Here is a 20,780-nt window from a genome sequence, read left to right on the forward strand (position 1 = left end):
AGTCCATAAATCAATCCGCCCATGAAAGCATCACCGCTTCCAACTCTGTCCACTACTGGAGTCACTTCTTTTACTTTTGCACTGTAAACTGTTTTCCCGTCATACAAAATTCCGCCGATTCTCTGGTGTGAAGCGCTAACTGAATAACGAAGTGTTGTTGCAGCAATTTTAAGGTTCGGAATCAATTCAAACAGTTTATCATATACTGCCGGAAGTGATTTTTCATCCTGATAATTCGGATTTACTTTCGGAATTCCCAGCATAAAATAAGCCGTATCAATATCTCCTAAAATTACATTACTATACTTTAGCATTTCCGGCATTACCTCGCTTGGCGTTTTGCCGTACTGCCAGAGTTTTGATCTGTAATTTAAGTCGCACGAAATTTTAATTCCTTTTTTGTGGGCCACTTTTATTGCTTCCAAACAGGCTTCTGCCGCAGTCTGGGAAATTGCAGGCGTAATACCGCTCCAATGGAACCATTCAGCTCCTTCCAAAACTTTATCCCATTCAACCTGTCCTTTTTCTATAGTCGACATTGCACTGTGCGCACGGTCATACACCACGTTGCTGCCGCGTGTTCCTGCACCGGTTTCCAGAAAATAAATTCCCAAACGTTCCCCTCCGTAAACAATGTTTTTAGATTTGACATTCATTTTTCTGATTTCTTTCAATGCAGAAAGACCAATTTCGTTTTCAGGCAGTCTTGTAACAAACTCAGCATTAACACCATAATTCGCTAAAGAAACGCAGACATTAAATTCTCCTCCGCCATAAGTGGCACCAAATGCCGCAGACTGTGAAAAACGCAAATGTCTTTCTGTCGATAAACGAAGCATGATTTCTCCAAATGCAACTACTTTGCTCATATTTTTATTTTTTTCTACAGGGTAAAAAACCTTTGCAACTTTTTCACTCTGTTACTTTGAACCTTTTTTTAACTAATACATCATTTTCTGCTTTAAATTTTGTTCGGTTTTAAATTCTCCCGAATTATCAATTTTATTATTGCTGTTTACTTGTTCTTTTTCTCCCCATAAAACAGCAATTGTTTTTACAGCATTGTTGCTAAAGATGTTATTTGATATTGTAACATTTACAATCCCTTGTAATTTTAATAAAGTCCCGCTTGCTTCTAATTTTCCAGAATTGATAACAGAATTATTGTCAAAAATTAAATTTCCTCCAATAGTAGATTCATCATAACCACCTCTATAATAATCTAATATATAATTAGAAATAGTACTGAATTTAGTATTGGTAATCAGTAAAAACTCGGCATTATATTCTCCTAAATCATCATTTTCTGCTGCTAGACTAATTCCGTTCTTGCAATCTTTTATTATAGAATTGTTAATAGCAATTGTGTCTGAGAAGGAATCTTTATAAGCTTTTAAAACATAATCAAACTGACTTATTTCACTGTTTTCTATTTTTAGGTTATAAGCCGAAGACATTTCCTTTTCTTTGGTAGTAAATGCATTTTGAGTATTTTTTCCTTTAAGAATTACTGCATTCAGCACTAAGTTTCCTTTTGGTAACATTAAGAAAGCGGCAGTATTGTTTGCTCCATTATATTCCAAAATGGCTTTGCTCTTTTTGTCTCTTGATTGAATTGCAATTGTTTTATCAATTTTTAGAGATTCGGTTATTTTATAAATTCCACTTTTTAGTTCAATAATGGTATTTGAAGAAGCTTCAGAAAGGGCTTTGAGAAATTCTTTCTGAGTAGAGACTTGAACCGTTTTTGGTTTTGTTATCAGCGTATCATTAGAAAACCAGCTTGTTCCAAAGTCTTTTTTATTAATTTGTCCCTTATTTTTTTCTACGGGAAGAACCATTGCCCCAATTCCGTTTTTAGGATTTCTGCCATTTCCAAATACATCCTTAGTAATGTTTTCAAAATCAAAACCATTATAAACGTCTGTTTGATTTGCTGTTGGAACATATAACCAGTCAGATTGTTTGTTTAGAGTGAAGTCGTTTCTTTGTAATTCTTTTGTTTCTGATTTGCTTTCGTAATCCGTGTTTATAATGTTGTTTTTAAATAAAATGCCATCAATCTTATCATAAGCTTTTATCGGCGCCTTAACATCTCCAGAATTATAAATTAAATTGTTAGCTATAATAGTACGTGTTGGCCTTGCCGAACGAATTTCCTGCGCTGGTAAAACAGCTGATTTATCCATGTTAGCACCTACACTCAATTGCCAAGGAGTGCCGCAATCTACAAAAGTGTTATAAGCTACAACAGCATCAGTAACTTGATTATAGCGATTTTGAGGAGATTTTGGAACTCCATTCATAACCGCTAATGCACTGCGGAATTCATTTCCTTTTATCTTATAAAAATAATTATTGGTAATCCAATGCCCTGTATTAATTAGACGAATACCGCCCATAAAATCAGAATTCTCATCTCCAATAAATATATTACTATCAATGGTACAGTAGTTTCCATGTCGCAAAACCAAAGAGCCTTCAGATTTATAAAAGATATTATCACGGTAAATATTATTGTTTGATTTATTAGAGATGATTTCAACTTCGCCATCACATCTTTCAAATAAATTATGTTCAACAATAGTGTAAGAAGAAGCCATTGAAGTGCCACTGTCTCCAATTTGAATAGTTTCGCCATGCGGTCCTCCTTTTCGTGGACGAGGCCCAAAATGGTTATTAATGATTTTATGATAATTGTTAATCTGCTCATTTCCCTCTAAAATGACCATAATTGTTGGCCCTTGATTCGATTTGCCAGATAAGTAAGAATTTGATAGTTCGTTATGTCTTCCCCAAAATTCGATCCAATGATCTGAACGGACACGGTTTAATTGGGTAAAGTCTTCAATTACACAATCTGTAACGATACAGTTATTTGCAATTTTACTTGAATCAATATGAAAATCGATTACAGATTTTGATGGTGTATAACCGTTACGAAAGTACAACCCTCTTATAACTAAATATGAGCCTCCAATTTTTAAATCGGATACCCCTTCAATGCTTACTTTTCCAGAAGTTTCAGCTCTTAGTGTTATAGGATTGTCTTTAGTTCCTTTGCTGTCAAATTTAATTTGAATATTTTTCCATGTACCATTCGATAAAATTATTTCGTCTCCAGGTTTTGCATTTGAAATGGCTGTTTTCAATTCGGCCTCGTTTTTTACTTTCAAAGTAGTTTTGCCAATCGCTGCAAATGAGAATAACAAAAAGGCTAAGTTTAGCACAAAAAAATTCTTCATCAATTTTATTATTTGGTTATTAAAAAAATATGAGTTTCTTGTAATCCAAACTACAAATAAATAATTGGTTAACCAGTTTGGAAATCCAAATATAAGTAATTTTTCTTATTCAAAACATAAATAAGTATAATTTAAAGAAATTTTTGTTCTAATTTCTTGATAAAAGATTAAGAAGTTTAATAGAGGTATCTTAATTCCTTTTTAAAATAAAGGAGATTAGTTTTTTTTTTTTCTTTTTTATTTAATGAAAACCCACTAAGCCTTTATTTTACTTCATTCTTTGTTTGTAATTATGAATCTGATAAAAACGAATTTCATTTTTATTTCAATTTTTTTTATTGAAAATCTAATTTATTCATATTAAAGTTGTTATTTTGGTTTAACCAAATTGGATTGCCAATTTAAAAAACCAATTAATTAACCTTTTTAAAAAACAATTTCTATGAAAAGAAAAACATTTAAAAAATTACATTCCTTTTTTTTAAAATCGAATAAATTAGTGGATTTTTATTCGTTTGTCTCATTCTTTTGACTGCCTGTACTAATGAAGAATTACAAAAAGGCGAAAAGGAAGCTGCAACAAATGAAGTACCAAAGACGACTGGTACGACTATGAAGTTAGTGACAACCAAACTAACTCCTGCATCAGTTTCTGACAATGGCAACGATGGAAATGTTGCCGCTAATACATTAGATGGCAATTTAAGTACACGCTGGTCTTCGGATGGCAGTACAGGAAAGTATATTACCTATGATTTAGGATCTTCTAAATCTATTTCCAGTCTTAAAATAGCGTGGCATCAAGGAGATCAAAGAAAATCGTATTTTCAAATTCGCGTTGGCGATTCAACAGGTAGTCTTACTACTGTTTATGATGCAAAAACAACGGGAAGCAGCGGTACTACAACAGCTTTAGAAACTTATACTTTATCATCTCCAGTTACAGCTAGATATGTTAGAATTTCTTGTTTTGGAAATTCATTGACGACTTGGAACAGCATTGCAGAGACAGAGATTTACAGTACTGTAGATGATGGATTACCAGATACGTACCCAACTTCGGTAATTGGCATTACGGCAAATACATGGAAGATTAATAGTTTTACTGGAACTCCGGGCTCTTCTGCGGTTTATTATGATGATATTACAACAGCAAGCGGTGTATCTTATAATACTTATAATGATCCTAATTATTTCTACACAGATGGAACTTGGACTTATTTTAAATGCTACAGAGGACTTGGTACTTCATCAAATTCTTCAAACCCTAGAGTGGAATTAAGAGAATTGAATAATGGAAGTTCAGCAAGCTGGGACGGTTCAGTAGGAACTCATACCATGACTTGGACGGTTAAAGTAGATAAGCTGCCAAAAGGAGAAAATGGAACTACTGGAGTTTTATGCTTTGGTCAAATACATGGCCCTTCTACAAATAGCAGTGGCGTGGCAGTAGATGATATTATACGTGTACAATTTGACGGAGCTGCTAATCAATCAACTGGTACAGTTAAATTAAAAATCAGTGGCTATATTACTGAAAAAGTTTTGGGTGGAAGTAAATCTTTTACCGGATATTCATTGGGTACGAGTTATACTTTTACAATAAAATATACTGGCGGAAAAGTGTATTTGTATAACGGATCAACTTTAGTTTTTTCTCAGCAAATGGACACAAGTACAGAAGGAAATTACTTTAAAGCTGGAAACTATTTGCAGTCTGTAAAAAATGTCAGCTATGATGGTTCTTATGGTTTGGTTGGAATCAGTAGCCTAACAGTTTCTCATCAATAATTTAAGTTGTTTTTTTTTAAAGTGGCTGTCTCAAAAGGACAGCTTCTTTTTTACAGTTTATTTAAAGCTGTTTTTTGAACTTAAATCAAAGTTAGATACAAAAAAAGTATGCTTTTTATTTTTTTATTATGTATTTAATCATATATTTGGAAAACCAAATTGGTAAACCAGTTTTGAAATAAACATTTTTTGATTGAAATTATGATTATTGTTTTCTGAATTGGTTTTAAAATTAAGTGATTACAAAAATTAAATAGTTTAGTGCTGAACAAAAAACAAAAAATCTGTTATTGACTAACTGAAAAAAAGATGATAATACATTTCATGAAAAATAAAGTCTTGATACTGCTTGCTTTTACAATACTGTTATTAGTATCTGAAAATGCAATTGCTCAGTCGCATCCTAGATTAGTTTTGACTAAAAAAGGTGCAGCTGAAATCAAGGCAAATTTAGGTAAAGCACCACTTTTTGATTCTTCATTACGGGAAGTTAAAAAAGAAGTCGATGCAGAAATTGCGTTAGGAATTGAGGTTCCTATTCCTAAAGATTTTTCGGGAGGTTATACACATGAGCGCCACAAAAAGAATTTTTTAATCGTGCAGAAAGCCGGTTTTTTATATCAGATTTTAGGAGATAAAAAGTATGCGGTCTATGTAAAAGAAATGTTGATGGCTTATGCTAAATTATATCCTACACTGCCTTTGCATCCGCAGGAACGTTCTTATGCAAGAGGGAAATTATTTTGGCAGGCACTCAATGATGCTAATTGGCTTGTATACACAAGTCAGGCTTATGATTGTGTTTATGATTTTATTGGTGCAGCCGACAGAGCTATTTTGGAAAAAGAATTATTCAGACCATTTGCTGACTTTATTTCGATAGGTTCTCCACAGTTTTTTAATCGAGTTCATAATCATAGCACATGGGGAAATGTGGCTGTTGGAATGATAGCTTTGGTAATGGATGATGCAGAATTGCTTGATAGGGCTTTGAATGGTTTAAAAGAAGATGGTTTACCTGCGGGTATGAAAGATAATGATGGAGGTTTAATTAAACAGGAAGGTCAGAAAACTGGATTTTTAGCCAATGTTGATGAGCCTTTTTCTCCAGATGGTTATTACAATGAAGGCCCTTATTATCAGAGATATGCTATGTATCCTTTTTTAGTTTTCGCAGAAGCATTGCAAAACACTAAACCAGATTTAAAAATTTTTGAATATAAAAAAGGAATTTTGATTAAGTCGGTGTATGCATTATTAAATCTAACCAATTCTGAAGGAGAGTTTTTTCCACTCAACGACGGACAAAAAGGAATGTCCTATTATTCAAGAGAATTGGTTTCGTCAGTTGATATTGCTTATTTATATGGAGGAAAAGATGCTTCTTTATTGTCTATTGCCGAAAAACAAGGACGTGTTCAATTGGATAATGCTGGAATGGCGGTGGCTTTAGCAGTTAAAAATAAATTGGCTAAACCTTTTATTAAAAAGTCAATTGATTTGTCTGACGGCCAAGATGGCAACCAAGGAGGTGTGGCTGTTATTAGAAACAAATCTAAGGATGATGAATTGACTTTGGTAATGAAATACACTTCTCAAGGTTCCAGCCATGGACATTTTGACAAACTATCTTTTTCTTATTATAACAATGATTCTGAGATTTTGCAGGATTATGGATTGGCGAGATTTGTCAATATTGAGCAAAAAGGCGGTGGAAATTATTTGAAAGAAAATGAGACCTGGGCAAAACAGACTATTGCCCACAATACTATTATTCAAAACGAAACCTCACATTTTAAAGGAGATTTTGAAATAGGAGATAAATTTTCATCCAAAAGATATTTCTTCGATTCGAGTAATCCTAAAATTCAAATTATAAGCGCAATTGAAGATAACGCATATCCCAATACAAAAATGCATCGCACAATGGCCTTGCTTGAGATTGATGGCTATGAAAAGCCTTTATTGCTGGATATTTTTCAAGTGAAGTCCAATACGCCTAATCAATACGATCTGCCTTTTTATTATTTAGGACAAATGATGACCGCCAGTTTTAAGTATGAAACTCCAAAAACATTAGAATCATTAGGGAAGTCTTTTGGATATCAACATTTGTGGAAAGAAGGGTTTGGAAAAGCTGGAGCTGAAAACATCAAATTTTCATGGTTGGATCATGTAAGTTTTTACACATTAACTTCAGTGACACAGCAAGATGACGAATTATTATTAGTAAGCTTGGGTGCTAATGATCCTAATTTTAATTTGCGTAGAGATGCAGGATTAATTATTCGAAAGAAAAATGTTCAACAGGCGTCATATATTAATGTTATAGAAACACATGGCAGTTATAGTACCGTTACAGAAGCCGCTATAAACGCTTCAAGCTCCATAATAACAGTGGAAAAAGTTTATGAAGATGAAAACTATATTGGAGTTTCTATCAAAAACAAAAACGGGACTTCTTTCTTGTTTGTTTTTGCTACAGCAAATAATTCAGTATCAGAGAAACATACCTTGGAAATTAAAGGAACGACCTATTCTTGGGTTGGAACCTATTTTAGTAAAGTAATTAAATAAAAAAACAATATGAAAAGTTTTGGAGCAAGCAAGGAATTTTTAATAGGAGATGAAATAGAGTGGGAGATTGTTGGCGATGGTGTAAAGCGCAAGATAATGGGATACGATGACACTATTATGTTAGTCAATGTAGATTTTAAAAAAGGAAGCATCGGGCCTTTACATGAACATTATCATGCACAAGTAACCTATGTGGTTAGCGGAGAATTTGAAGTAACGATAGGCGAGGAGAAAAAAAATCTGAAAGGTGGAGACTGTTTTTATATTCCGCCACATGTATGGCATGGCGCTTTATGTCTGGCCGATGGCGTTTTAATTGATGTATTTAGTCCTATACGTGAGGACTTTATGAAAATTTAATTGGTTTATAAAATATACTCTTTTATAAATAGTTTAAAAATAGATTATGTAAATTATTCAATAAAAAAAGCTATCATTTGTTTTTTTATTAACATAAAATGGTATTTTTGAATAATAAAAATTGGTTTACCAATTTAAAAAACCAGATCATCTGATTGACATTATTGAATCTTGCAATAAAGGCAGATTTTAAAAGGTAATGTAGTTTCTGTTTCAAAAGATTGCAGATAAAATCTTTACCATTAATTAATTTTATAATAGAACTAAAATGAATTTACAATTTTCAAAAATTTTGCTCTTTATTTCTTTGGCATTTATAACGATTAGTTATGGTCAGGATCAAAAAAACAAGAGAAATGGGGCTAATATTGATTTATCTCATTGGACGTTAACGACTCCAGCTGAAGATCCAAAGAAACCCGGAAAAACATTTGATTTAAATTATCCGGAGATATTTGATTTTGCTTCAAATGATATTGCCAAAAAATATATGTATGAGGATCCAAAAGACAAATCGATTGTTTTTTATGCTTATCCATCTGGTACTTCAACTGCCAATAGTCATTTTTCAAGATCAGAATTAAGAGAAACAATGGAAATTGGCAGTAAAAATGTAAACTGGACTTTTGCCCAAGGTGGCTATTTCAAAGGAACATACGCCATAGAAGATGTTTCAAAGGAAGCTGACGGAAAATACAGCAGAGTGATTATCGCTCAGATCCATGGAATATTAACAGACAGTCAGCAAGCTTTAATCGGTCAGAAAGATAAGAATGCAGCACCGATTTTGAAAATCTTCTGGGATCAGGGAAAAATAAGAGTAAAAACTAAGGTTCTTAAAAATCAAAATGCATCCTTAAAAGAGATGCTTCCTGCAGATGCATGGACTGATGATAAAGGAAGAGATTTTAAAGAAAAAATAGACTTCAATACTAAATTCACTCTTGAGATTAAAGTATCTGACGGAAGATTGGAAGTAATTATGAATGGTACAGAATCATTTGTTTACGAAGATATCAATATCAAAAAATGGGGTGTTTTTGAAAATTATTTCAAAGCAGGAAATTATTTCCAATCTACTAACCCAAATACATTTGCTAAAGTTAAAATCTATGACCTTCAAGTATCTCACTAAGAGATGAATAATAGGTTTTTCTAAGTGTAAATAGATTGATTTTTCACTTAGTTATTTTATCGCCAATTAAAAAAAAATAAACAATTCATCATGCTAAAAACATTGATGCAGGAAGTTCTATATTCTTTTTGAAGAGATTTTAGAACCTAAAAAAACAAATTATAATGAAAGTAAAAGGACTTAGATGGTTTATTATTGGGTTGATATTTTTAGCCACTGTTATCAATTACATTGATAGAAGTGCGCTTGCCATAATGTGGGGCAACGAAAATGTCGAAGGTTCTATTTCAAAATCTTTAGGGCTTAACAAAAATGATTATGGTAATATCCTGAACATTTTTATGGTTTTTTATGCATTAGGACAATTGTTTTCGGGAAAACTGTTTGATAAAGTCGGAACTCGAATTGGTTATGTAATCAGTATTGGGGTTTGGGGATTATCTTCTTTTCTTCATTCTACCGTAAGAGGTTTTTTATCCATCGCCTTTTTCAGAAGTACTTTAGGGATTTCTGAGGCAGGAAATTGGCCCGGCGGCGTAAAAAGCAATGCCGAATGGTTTCCAATCAAAGAAAGAGCCATTGCACAAGGTTTATTCAATGCAGGAGCATCTATTGGATCTGTAATTGCACCGCCTTTTATTGCGGCGCTTTTTGTAAGCTATGGATGGAGAATCACATTTATGATAATAGGTTCTTTCGGGATTCTATGGATTGTACCTTGGCTTTTTGTGAATAAAGCTGGCCCAAAAAAACATCCTTGGATTACTCAGGAGGAACAAAAATATATAATTGAGGGACAGAGCAAAGCGGATCAAAGTGCAACTGAGCAGACAAAAGGTCTAAGTTTAAAACAAATTCTTTCTTATAGAGAATCTTGGGCTATAGTAATTGGTCGTTTATTTCTTGAACCTATTTGGTGGTTTTTTGTTGGATGGATGCCGATTTATCTTTTTGATGTATATGGATTTAATGTTAAAGAAGTGGGAGCTTTTGCTTGGGTGCCTTATGTTGGTGCTGCCATAGGAAGTATTGCTGGAGGCTATGTTTCTGGACAGATTATATCTAAAACAAATTCAATTAATAAAGGAAGAAAAACAACCATTTTAATAGGTGGCATCATTATGCTTCTTGGATTAGTGGCCTCAGTATTTTTTGCTACGTCGCCTGAACGTTTTGTAGCCATTGTTTTTGTGGTATTGTTTGGTTTTCAGTTTGCTATTGGAAATGTGCAGACTTTGCCAAGTGACCTGTTTAGTGGAAAATCTGTTGGGTCATTGGCTGGATTAGGCGGAATGGTAGGCGTATTTTCTGTAATTATTATGAATTTTCTAGTGCCCTTAATTGCCGAAATATCATATACACCAATTTTTATTGCTATTGCGGTTTTTGTTCCATTAGGAGTAGGCGCAATCTATTATTTCGCTAGAAATATTGAATCTGTAGAAAAATAAACAAAATATAAACTTAAAAATAAATTAGAATTAAGATGAGTAAATTAAAAGGTAAAGTAGCTGTTGTAACAGGCGGCGCCAGAGATATTGGTCGCGCTGTATCATTAAAATTAGCAAAGGAAGGTGCTAATGTTGTTATTAATTATTTTGATAATGAAGATGATGCTAAAGAAACAATTAGACTAATTGAAGAAATGGGAGGAAAGGGAATTTATGTTCAAGGTGACGCTACAAGTTTGACTGATATTTCTAATCTTGTGGAGAAGACTAAAACTGCATTTGGTGAGAAAGTTGATATTTTAGTTAATGTTGCCGGAGGTTTATTTGCTCGTAAAACAATTGATGAAATAGATGTCGATTTTTATAATCTTATTATGGATGTAAACTTCAAATCGGCTGTGTTTGTAACTAAAGCTTTTGTTCCTTTAATGGGCGAGGGTAGTGCAATTGTAAATTTTGCGTCACAGGCTGGAAGAGATGGCGGCGGGCCAGGAGCATTTTTATATGCGGCTTCAAAAGGAGCAGTTTCTACTTTTACAAGAGGATTGGCTAAAGAATTAGGTCCAAAAGGAATTCGTGTAAATGCAATTAATCCAGGTATGATTGCAACAAGATTTCATGATGATTTTACAAAAGACCAAGTACGCGTAAATGTTGCAAATGCGACAGCTTTACGCCGTGAAGGACGTGCTGATGAAGTTGCCGATTTAGTAGCTTATTTAGCTTCTGAAGAGTCTTCATTTTTATCTGGAAATAATATTGATATTAATGGAGGATTAGCCTTTAGCTAAAATAAAACACCAAAAAGAGTAAAAAGGCTGTCCTATTTTGGACAGCCTTTTTTTGTTAGTTTCTGAGAAAAGCAAAATATTTATAGTAAGATGTGTACAATAGAAAGCTGGAACGGAGTAACGTTTTTTTTAACATACTAAATATATTTCGCTACATTGTTACTTTTTTATTGGTCTCAAAAAATATTCTAAAACTATTTACTTTAAGGTATTTCGATTTCAGCTTCTAAAAAAGTTTTTAACCACAAATTGCACAAATTTTCGCAAATTAATTTGTGCAATTTGTGGTTAAAATTAAGTTTCCAAACTTGAAGACTTTCAATCTGTCAGCTATACTATTGACTTTAAGTTCATAAGTGGTTTATTTGCTCGAATTGATGTTTTTAAATATTTAGCTCCGTTGGAGCTTACAATAACGAGTTTTGCATTTTTGGATGATAATGCGAATCAAAAATAGTATTGTCTTTCGAGTTAAACCTGACAGTTTTTTAAAAACTGTCAGGTTTCTGTTGGAGACTAAAAGTTGTAAATTCCGTCTTTGTACTTACAGTTGTTATATAAAAACATCCCATAATATCTTGCATCAAAGCAAGTATTATGGGATGTTCTAATAAAATAAAAATTACTATTTAATTAAAATGTTTTGAGGTATTAATAACCAGGATTCTGCTGTATTGGATTAATTGTATTGGTAACAATTTCTGAATTTGGAATCGGTAATAAATCAAATTTTGGATCTGCTGTTTTTTGTTGTAATTGTGCCGTTGTGTAAGCACCATCATATTGAGCATAGAAAGGCTGCATTACGGCAAAATGATTATTCATTACTGCTTTTGCATTAATCGTTGGCATGGTAGTAGAAAAACGTAATAAATCAAACCATCTTTGATTTTCTAGAGCGAATTCCCATCTTCTTTCATCGGCAACCGCTTTTTCGTATAATGCTTGTGTGTTAACATTTGCGCTAGTCAAGGCTGTTAATCCTGCTCTGGTATGTACTTGGTTTAAATATCCTAAAGTTGTTGGATTGTTAGCACCAACAGCTTCACAATACATCAACAATACATCGCTGTAACGCAATACTGGCCAGTCTAACTCAGAGTCATTTGCAACAGTTGTCGCGATATTGTGTTTTGCAGCCCAATATGTCCATGTTGATGATAATGACGTTGCAGTTGGTTTGTAAACCTTTATCGAATAATCTCTTCTTATATCGTTTGTAGCATACGAATTGTACAATTCTGCTGTTGGATTATTATACGAACCTCTAGTTCCTACTGGTTGTGCCAATTTAGTTTGAGAGGCCACACTTGTGTTATTTGTAGCAAACAAATTGGATAAAGAACTGCCATATCCCAATGCTCCAGATTTGAATCTTATAGCAAAAACAATTTCAGCATTCATCTCATTAGTACTTGAAAAAACATTAGCATATCCTGTAGCTCCTGTTAAAATAGAATGTCCGCTGTTGCCAATTACATCTGTTAGGAGTTGCAAAGCATCTGCTTTTTGTCCTAAGGTAAGGTACACTTTTGCCAATAAAGCTTTGGCTGCCCAAACGGTAGCTTTTCCTTGCACTGCTTTTTGTGCATCTGTTGTATTGCCATATTTGGCAGAGATACAATTTTCAGAAGCATTTTTTAAGTCCGCTAGAATAAATTTATAGATGTCTGCAACGGTAGATCTTGGAATCCTCAATGATTCTTCAGAAGTAACGACTTTGTCAATTAAAAATACCCCGCCGTATAAACGTACTAAATTAAAGTAATGATAAGCTCTCATAAAAGATGCTTCTCCGGCAATTCTTTTTCTTTCGGCTTCTGTCATCGTAATGGTAAATGGACCGTATTCAATTGCACCTGAATTTGGGTTGTAAGAAGTTTTTAAACCTTCTAATAAAGCATTTATACTTCTAATGCTTTGATACGTTGTTCCCCAGTAACTTTCAATAAAACTATCAAAAGCTGGTGCTTCAAATATATCATTACTATATATCTGTAAGTTCTGAGGAACTGTTGTAGCAGTAAGGTTCATAAAAGTATTGTCACTTCTGATTTCAGACAGCATCCACTCATAAGCGATAGGAGCTCTCAATGTGCTGTAACATCCTGACAGCGCATAATTTAATTCACTTTCGCTATTGTAAAACCCCTTAAGAGGTATGTCATTTTTGTTTTCAAGTTCTATATAATCAGAACAACCGCTTACAGATAGAACTAAAAATAAAATGAACAGCTTGCTTGTATTGAAAATTTTTTTCATAGTTATTTTTTATTTTTTTAATTATAAACCTACTTCAACTCCAAATAAAACAGTTCGCTGCATTGGGAAACCTCCTCTTTGATAACCATCTATCAAAGCACTGGTTTGTGATGTTCTGGCTTCAATATTAATACCTCTGTAGTTTTTGTTATTCCAGAATAATAGGTTTTGTCCTGAAAGGGAGAATCTCAAATTTGTTAAGCGTACTTGTTTTAATGCATTTTTCCCTAAATTATATCCAAGAGAAATCTCTCTTAGTGAAGTATAGGAAGCATCTTCAATAGCATTGTCAGTAAAAACCCAGTTGTAACCATTTGTTGTATAAGGGGTTTTTCCATCACCAGGATTGCTTGGGCTTACCCATCTGTTTGCCATGTAGTTTAAGTTTCGTTCTTTAGGCTCATTGTAGTTAACATCTCCATTGATTAATTCGCCACCTACAACACCTTGAAGTGTAAAGCTTAAATCTATATTTTTGAATGTAAACTTATTAGTGAAACCCCAGGTAAAATCAGGATATGGATTGCCTAAAATTGTTCTGTCATTATTATCCAGAACTCCATCTCCATTTAAGTCAACAATTTTTAGACCTCCTTCTTTTAATCCGTTGGTCAAGGTAGTTGTTAGACCAGACGCAGTGATTTCCTCAATACTATTCCAGATTCCATTAGTTTTAAATCCATAGAAACTGATTAAAGGTTGTCCAACAATAGCATAATTATTCAATCCATTTCGGCCATCGATAGTTGGCGAGATGATCATTGTTTTATCGCCAAGATTTGTGATTTGATTTTTAACATGAGCAATATTAAAATCAGAAGTCCAAGAGAAATTTTTACTTTTCAGATTTACTGTTGATAATTCAACTTCAAATCCTTTGTTTTTTAAGCTTCCCACGTTTGCAATAACAGAGCTTGATCCTGAAATTAACATACTAGATTGTTCTAATAATAGTTTTTCAGTATTGGACTGATATACGTCGATGTTTAAGTTAAGCCTGCTTTTAAACATAGAAAGATCAAAACCGAAGTTAGATTGAAATGTTCTTTCCCATGTAATGTCAGGGTTATTGTTGATGTTGTTTGTATTTGCTAAACCAATAGTAACAGTTCCATTTCCAGTACCGCTTACATAATTAGAAGGATTTAGGTAATATTGATACATAAAATCTCCAATACTGTTATTTCCTGTAGCTCCATAACTTGCTCTAAAAGCCATTCTGTTGATTACAGACACATCTGCCAAGAATTTTTCTTTAGAAATTACCCATCCTGCGGATACAGCAGGGAAACCTCCCCATTTATTGCCATCTCCAAATTTACTGCTGCCATCTGTTCTATAACTTCCCATTAGTAAATATTTGTCCTTATAGGCATAATTTACTCTGGTCAAAAAAGAAACAAGTCCAATTGAAACATCTGATTGAATAGGTTGTAATATAACTGTAGCATAGTTTAAGTTTTTGTTGTCATCACTAGGAAAAGTGGTTCCAGCAGTAACTAACGATTTTGTTCTGGTAGATTGTAATGAGAACCCCGCCAAAGCTCCAAATTCATGATTGCCTATACTTTTTTTATAGTTTAAAGTATTCTCTGTTAAGAAATCGAAATAATTTGCATTGGTATAAGTTGCATAATTTGGGTTTCCTATTCTGGCAGCATTTGCAGCACCAGATTGCACTCTTTGAGAATTTCTATAGTAAATGTTTTCTGTAGTTCTAAAATCCAATCCTTTTGCGATTTTATATTCTAAACCGGCACTTCCTTGAAAACGAAATTGATTGTTATTATCATCTTGCTCCAATAAAGCTCTCATCGGATTTGTATTGGATGTTGTAAACGGAACTGCATTGGCTGCAGTAGTATAAGCAACTCCGTTTGGATCAATACCAGTATACACTAAGTTTGCAAAATCTGACGCTTCTGCATAATTTCCAACAACAATTCCTCTTGACGGTTGCTGTCCATTTATAAAATCAGCTGTAGCTTGGGTATGATAAACAGGAATAAAACTTGGAAATCTCGTAAAATCAATGAAATTAATAGCCGGACGTTCCGTTTTTGTATTTGATGGATTCAAATTAATATTTAGCTTTAATTTTTCTGTCAATTGCAAATCAAATTTTGCTCTGAAGTTTAATTTTTCGAATTCACTTTTTAGCATTAAACCTTGATCATTTTGATAACCTACAGATATAAAAAACTTATTTTTATTGCTTCCGCCAGAAACATTAAATTGCATATCTTGATAATAGGCTTTACGCAAGGCCTCTTTTTGATAATCGGTTCCTTGGCCTCCTAATAAATCTTTTTCGATTGAGTATTGCGCACGCCATTTATCTAAAGATGGTAAACTCGCTCCATAAGCAGTAGTCCACAAAGGATCGGCATTTCTCATAGCTTGTTCAGCGTATAATCTTTCTACATAATCTGTTGAACTCATGATATCATAAGTATCATAAGCTTGCTTAACACCTGCTGTACTTCTAAAATAATATTTCGTTTTACCTTCTTTACCACTTTTTGTGGTTACTAATATTACTCCATTAGCTCCTCTAGATCCGTAAATCGCTGCAGAAGCGGCATCTTTAAGTACCTCCACAGATTCAACATCTGCACTATTAAGGGCAGAGAAACCATCTGGCATTGGTTGTCCATCGACTACAAGAAGGGGGCCTGAACCTGCTTTTACAGAACTAATTCCACGAATGTTTATCTGTGTATCAGCACCAGCTTCAGATGAAATGCTTTGTACACGAACTCCAGCTATTTTTCCTTGAATAGCATTGTCTAATCTTGAAACGGGAGCATCTTCGAATTTATCGCTTTTCAATTTAGCAACAGAACCTGTAACACTGGAACGTTTTTGAGTTCCGTAACCAATCACCACTACATCATCAAGAACGTTTGCAGATTCAACTAATGTAACATTTATAGATTTATTGTTTCCTACAGTAATAGTTTTGGTTGCAAATCCTATAAAAGAATATTTTATGATTGATTTTGAGTTTTTTACATTAATAACATAATTGCCATCAAAATCGGTTATGGTACTATTTTCTTCTGAAGTAATAGTAGCTCCTGGTATCGACTGTCCTGCATTATCAACAACTCTACCTGATATTTTTATTTTATCAGTTTGTGCATTGATAATACTTGAGAATACCAAAAGTAAAATCAAAATCTTTTTTTTCATAATTTAAATTTTTGTTAGGTTTTGCATTCAAATAGTTTTTCGGTTAGTTATTAATTGTGTTTTCTGTAATCCAAACTAAATAACCAAATTGGTTAACCAATTAATAAAGCAAACATAATTGTTTTTTTGCAAACAAAGAATAGTAAGTGCGTAAAAATCAAAAAAGAATGATAAAAAAATGAATTTCGTTTTTTATTTGATATTTGTGTGATAAAAAACTAATAAAATAGGTTTTGTTTAGCTTTTTTTAAACTTTTTTTAGGGAAAAATAGGAGCTAACTATATCGTTATCGTTTTAAATTAAACGACACATACAAAATCGTATCTTTTGAAAGAAAGTTTTTTCTTGTTTTTATGTCGTTTTTTTTTATAATTTTAGCAAACCAATGTGGATAACCAAAAACTAATTTAAAAATAGTAATGATGAATTTAGAGGTTCTAAGCAAGAAAGACAGTAAAGAGGTTTTGAATACTATAATCGCAAAGATTAGGGATTATATGAATTATAAAAATTTAGAACCTGGAGACAAACTCCCGTCTGAACGTATGTTGTCCGAGAAATTCGAAGTGAGCCGAAGCGCCGTTCGTGAAGCTATCCAAAAATTGGAGTTTTATGGTATTTTAAAATCGATTCCGCAAAGCGGTACTTTTGTCGCTGATATTGGACAAATTGCTATAAATGGTATTATCGAGGATATTTTAAAACTACAGGAATCAGATTTTAAGTCTTTAGTAGAAACACGAATTTTATTAGAACTAAAAACAGTTCGTTTAGCTGCAACTCGCAGAACGCAAGAAGATTTGGAAAGAATGAAAGCGGCTCTTGATGCCTATAATGAAAAAGCGTTGAATGGAAAAGATGCTGTGCAGGAAGATTTGTTATTTCATTTGGCAATAGCAAAAGCGAGTGGTAACAGTACAATTAATACTTTAATGTTAATCATTACTCCTGAGATTATCACCAATTTTGAAAAGTATCATGTATGTGATGAAAATCAGTCTCAGAAAGGAATGAAGGAACATATGGAGATTTACAAAGCAATTGAAGAGCAGAATCCACAATTAGCCAAGCAGAAAATGAAAGAACATTTTAAAGCTTTATACGAGTATTGTTATAATATCTAATGTAAAAATCGTAAGATAAAAAACAGGCTGTCTCAAAAATTTAGACAGCCTGTTTTTTTTATGTTCCTTCGGAACATCTCATCGGTAGATTGAATTTATTTGTCCAACGTGATTGTTTTTCCCACAACATTAACACGTCCAGTTTGAACATCAGCAGAACCATCAGGTTGTTTTCCTCCAACTGAAATCGTAAACCATCCCGGTTCTACAACTCTTTGTTTTTTCTTATTGATTAAGGATAATTGTCTTGGAGTCAACATAAAATCAACTGTTTTAGTTTCGCCTTTCTTTAGATTAATACGTTCAAAACCTTCTAATTGAATGATTGGGCGAGGTGTTGAGGCTTTTTCATCCTTAATATACAATTCTACTACTTCTTCGCCATCGCGATCTCCAATATTGGTTACATCTACTGAAACTTTCAAATCTTTATCTGTTGTTGGATTTGATGGAAGCTGTAAATTGCTGTATTTGAATTTAGTATAACTCAAACCAAAACCAAATGGATATAATGGTTTCTTCTCAAAATAGCGATAAGTACGGCCTTTCATATCATAATTTTCAAAAGCAGGAAGCTGATCGACCGATTTATAATACGTAACAGGTAATCGTCCAGCTGGATTGTAATCGCCAAAAAGAACATCAGTAATAGCATTTCCTCCTTGTTGCCCAGGATATCCTGCTGTTAATATCGCAGGAACATTATCATTTGCCCAGTTGATAGAAAGTGCGCTTCCGTTGATTAAAACTAAAACAACTGGTTTTCCTGTCGCAACCAAAGCTTTCATTAATTCTTCTTGATTGGCTGGTAAATTAAGGCTTGTACGATCGCCACCTTCAAAACCATCTGCTTCGACTTTCATTTCTTCGCCTTCCAGACGTTCGTTTAATCCTAAAACTAAAACTACTGCATCTGCTTTATCAGCGGTTTCAACAGCTTCTTTCAAAACATCTTGCTGCGGTTCTGCCCATAAAAGCTGTGCTATGGCATCGCCGTAGAAGTTTTGATATTTTACTTCAATTTTATATTTTTTTCCAGCTTCTAATTCAATTTTCTGAGAACGGATTCTTGGATGATGATTGTTTTTTCCTCCCGTTGATTTCCCGGTTTCAATTTCTACAGTCATAAAAGGTTTTGCCCAGTCTGATATTTCGTAAACTCCGGATTTTGGTACAGTAAGATAACCCGACCATTTTACGCTGTAATTCCCCATTTTCATTCTTGGATCAGGAGTATTAATGTCCCAGTGAAAATCTACATTATCATCATTACGGACAAAAAGAGGTTTTCCTTCCCATTTGCTGTTATCAAAATATTCGCCCATTAAACCTTGTTTTCCGTTTTCATTTTGAAAATAAACTGATGGAATAACTGTCATTTCAGGAACACCTTTGGCAAGATCAGTTCCTTTTGCGTACAATACTTTAGCATTAGGTTCTATTTTATTTTGAATGCCTTTTAAAACTGTAATTGGATTACTTGGCACGCCGCTGTAATTGCCCCATAAAGATTGCACATCATCTGCATTTGGTCCAATTACCGCAATTGTATTTATGTTCTTAGAAAGCGGTAAAGCATTATTTTGATTTTTTAGTAGAACTATACTTTTTTGTGAAGCAGTTCGTGCCAGCCAGTCATTAGCCGAATTATTATTAACGGAATACGGAATCTGTGCATAAGGAACAATTTCGTCTGGATCGAACATTCCCAATTTAAAACGAGCTGTAAAAAGGCGTTTTATAGTTAAATCGATATCGGCTTCCGAAAGCAGTTTACGATCCAGAGCTTCTTTTAAAGCTCTATAACTGCTGCCACATTCCAAGTCTAAGCCTTCTTTTACGGCAAGAGCAGAAGCAGATGCCGCGTCATTTGTAATTTTATGATATTTCCAAATGTCTGTAACAGCGCCACAGTCTGAAACAATATAACCCTGAAAACCCCAGTCATTTCTAAGAATGTTAAACAAAAACGGACTAGCACTGCAAGATTCTCCTCTAAAACGGTTATAAGCTCCCATGACAGAATAAACGCTTCCATCTTTTACAAGAGTCCGGAATGCTGGTAAATAGGTTTCATACAAATCAATATCGCTGACATTAGCATCGAATTCGTGACGGGAAGGCTCAGGGCCGGAATGTACCGCATAATGTTTTGCAGTCGCTACTACTTTTAAATATTTTGGATCAGTTCCCTGAAGACCTTTTACATAATTAAGTCCCAATTGACCAGTTAAATACGGATCTTCGCCGTAAGTTTCATGCCCGCGTCCCCAGCGTGGATCACGAAAGATGTTAACATTTGGAGACCAAAATGTCAATCCCTGATAGATACCGTGTTGCCCTCGTCGAAGATATTCATGATGTTTGGCACGAGCTTCATCTGATATCGCATTGGCAACATCAAGTACTAATTGTTTGTCCCAGGAAGAGGCAATCGAAATAGATTGCGGAAAAACAGTTGCAAATCCTGCTCTTGCAACGCCATGCAACGATTCATTCCACCAATTGTATTCTGGAATGCCAAGACGTTCAATTGCCGGTGCGGAATCCATCAGTTGACTGATTTTTTCTTCTACAGTCATTCGAGATACCAAATCATTCACGCGCTGTTCAATAGGTAAGTTAGGATTTTTAAAGGCAGGGTTTTCCTGTGCGAAAGTGGTTAATGTTGCGAAGTTTAACATTAACACCAATTTGTATACTTTTTTCATCAAATTATTTAGGTGTTTTTTGGTTTGATAGTTATTCGTTTTTTTACTGTGTTTTTTTTTGTAAGTGTTTAGAACATTTGAAAATACAAAATTAAATCTTACTATTTCTCAACTGCGTATTAATTGCTATTTAAAGG

At 33.7% G+C, this 20,780-nt stretch carries 12 protein-coding genes; 7 read left to right on the top strand and 5 right to left on the bottom strand.

Translation table 11 applies throughout. The annotated features are described in order from the left end of the window. Together GSY47_RS02600 and GSY47_RS02605 are read right to left on the bottom strand one after the other, a co-directional pair. On the bottom strand, positions 1 to 869 hold an 869-nt coding region (locus GSY47_RS02600), incomplete at its 3' end, for a sugar kinase (protein WP_219071090.1). A 72-nt stretch (positions 870 to 941) separates the two neighbouring features. Beyond that, entirely contained in the window at positions 942 to 3,245 is a 2,304-nt protein-coding gene (locus GSY47_RS02605) for a chondroitinase-B domain-containing protein (protein WP_179006132.1), read from the bottom strand. Between the two features lie 528 nt (positions 3,246 to 3,773). Between GSY47_RS02605 and GSY47_RS02610 the strand changes: the two genes are divergently transcribed. From GSY47_RS02610 to GSY47_RS02635, 6 genes are all read left to right on the top strand, one after another. Continuing rightward, positions 3,774 to 5,036 carry a polysaccharide lyase family 7 protein gene (locus GSY47_RS02610; protein WP_219071091.1) on the top strand — a complete coding sequence of 421 codons (1,263 nt, stop codon included), beginning with the start codon at positions 3,774 to 3,776 and terminating at the stop codon, positions 5,034 to 5,036. 324 nt (positions 5,037 to 5,360) lie between these two features. Next, complete coding sequence (locus GSY47_RS02615) at positions 5,361 to 7,613, top strand: heparinase II/III domain-containing protein (RefSeq protein WP_179006136.1); 2,253 nt, start codon at positions 5,361 to 5,363, stop codon at positions 7,611 to 7,613. A 9-nt stretch (positions 7,614 to 7,622) separates the two neighbouring features. Then, positions 7,623 to 7,973, top strand: coding sequence for a cupin domain-containing protein (locus tag GSY47_RS02620; RefSeq protein WP_179006138.1), 351 nt, complete (start codon positions 7,623 to 7,625; stop codon positions 7,971 to 7,973). 268 nt (positions 7,974 to 8,241) lie between these two features. After that, positions 8,242 to 9,108 (top strand): polysaccharide lyase family 7 protein, encoded by an 867-nt coding sequence (locus GSY47_RS02625; RefSeq protein WP_179006140.1) that lies wholly within the window; start codon positions 8,242 to 8,244, stop codon positions 9,106 to 9,108. Positions 9,109 to 9,272: 164 nt separating this feature from the next. Beyond that, complete coding sequence (locus GSY47_RS02630; RefSeq protein WP_179006142.1) at positions 9,273 to 10,559, top strand: MFS transporter; 1,287 nt, start codon at positions 9,273 to 9,275, stop codon at positions 10,557 to 10,559. 35 nt (positions 10,560 to 10,594) lie between these two features. Then, positions 10,595 to 11,350, top strand: coding sequence for an SDR family NAD(P)-dependent oxidoreductase (locus GSY47_RS02635; RefSeq protein WP_179006144.1), 756 nt, complete (start codon positions 10,595 to 10,597; stop codon positions 11,348 to 11,350). A 651-nt stretch (positions 11,351 to 12,001) separates the two neighbouring features. On the opposite strand, the gene GSY47_RS02640 is transcribed toward GSY47_RS02635, so the two are convergent. Further along, the gene (locus tag GSY47_RS02640; RefSeq protein WP_179006147.1) at positions 12,002 to 13,612 is read right to left on the bottom strand and encodes a RagB/SusD family nutrient uptake outer membrane protein; all 1,611 of its coding nucleotides are present in this window, start codon (positions 13,610 to 13,612) and stop codon (positions 12,002 to 12,004) included. Between the two features lie 21 nt (positions 13,613 to 13,633). Then, positions 13,634 to 16,807, bottom strand: coding sequence for a SusC/RagA family TonB-linked outer membrane protein (locus GSY47_RS02645; protein WP_179006149.1), 3,174 nt, complete (start codon positions 16,805 to 16,807; stop codon positions 13,634 to 13,636). A gap of 423 nt (positions 16,808 to 17,230) precedes the next feature. Here GSY47_RS02645 and GSY47_RS02650 point away from each other — a divergent pair, with 423 nt between their 5' ends. Beyond that, the gene (locus tag GSY47_RS02650; RefSeq protein ID WP_179006151.1) at positions 17,231 to 17,932 is read left to right on the top strand and encodes a FadR/GntR family transcriptional regulator; all 702 of its coding nucleotides are present in this window, start codon (positions 17,231 to 17,233) and stop codon (positions 17,930 to 17,932) included. A gap of 95 nt (positions 17,933 to 18,027) precedes the next feature. Here the strand turns inward: GSY47_RS02650 and GSY47_RS02655 are convergent, their stop codons facing one another. After that, positions 18,028 to 20,643, bottom strand: a complete 2,616-nt coding sequence (locus GSY47_RS02655) for a beta-glucosidase (RefSeq protein ID WP_179006154.1) — start codon at positions 20,641 to 20,643, stop codon at positions 18,028 to 18,030. Positions 20,644 to 20,780: the final 137 nt, after the last annotated feature.

The organism is Flavobacterium quisquiliarum, assembly GCF_019308285.1.
Lineage (GTDB): Bacteria > Bacteroidota > Bacteroidia > Flavobacteriales > Flavobacteriaceae > Flavobacterium > Flavobacterium quisquiliarum.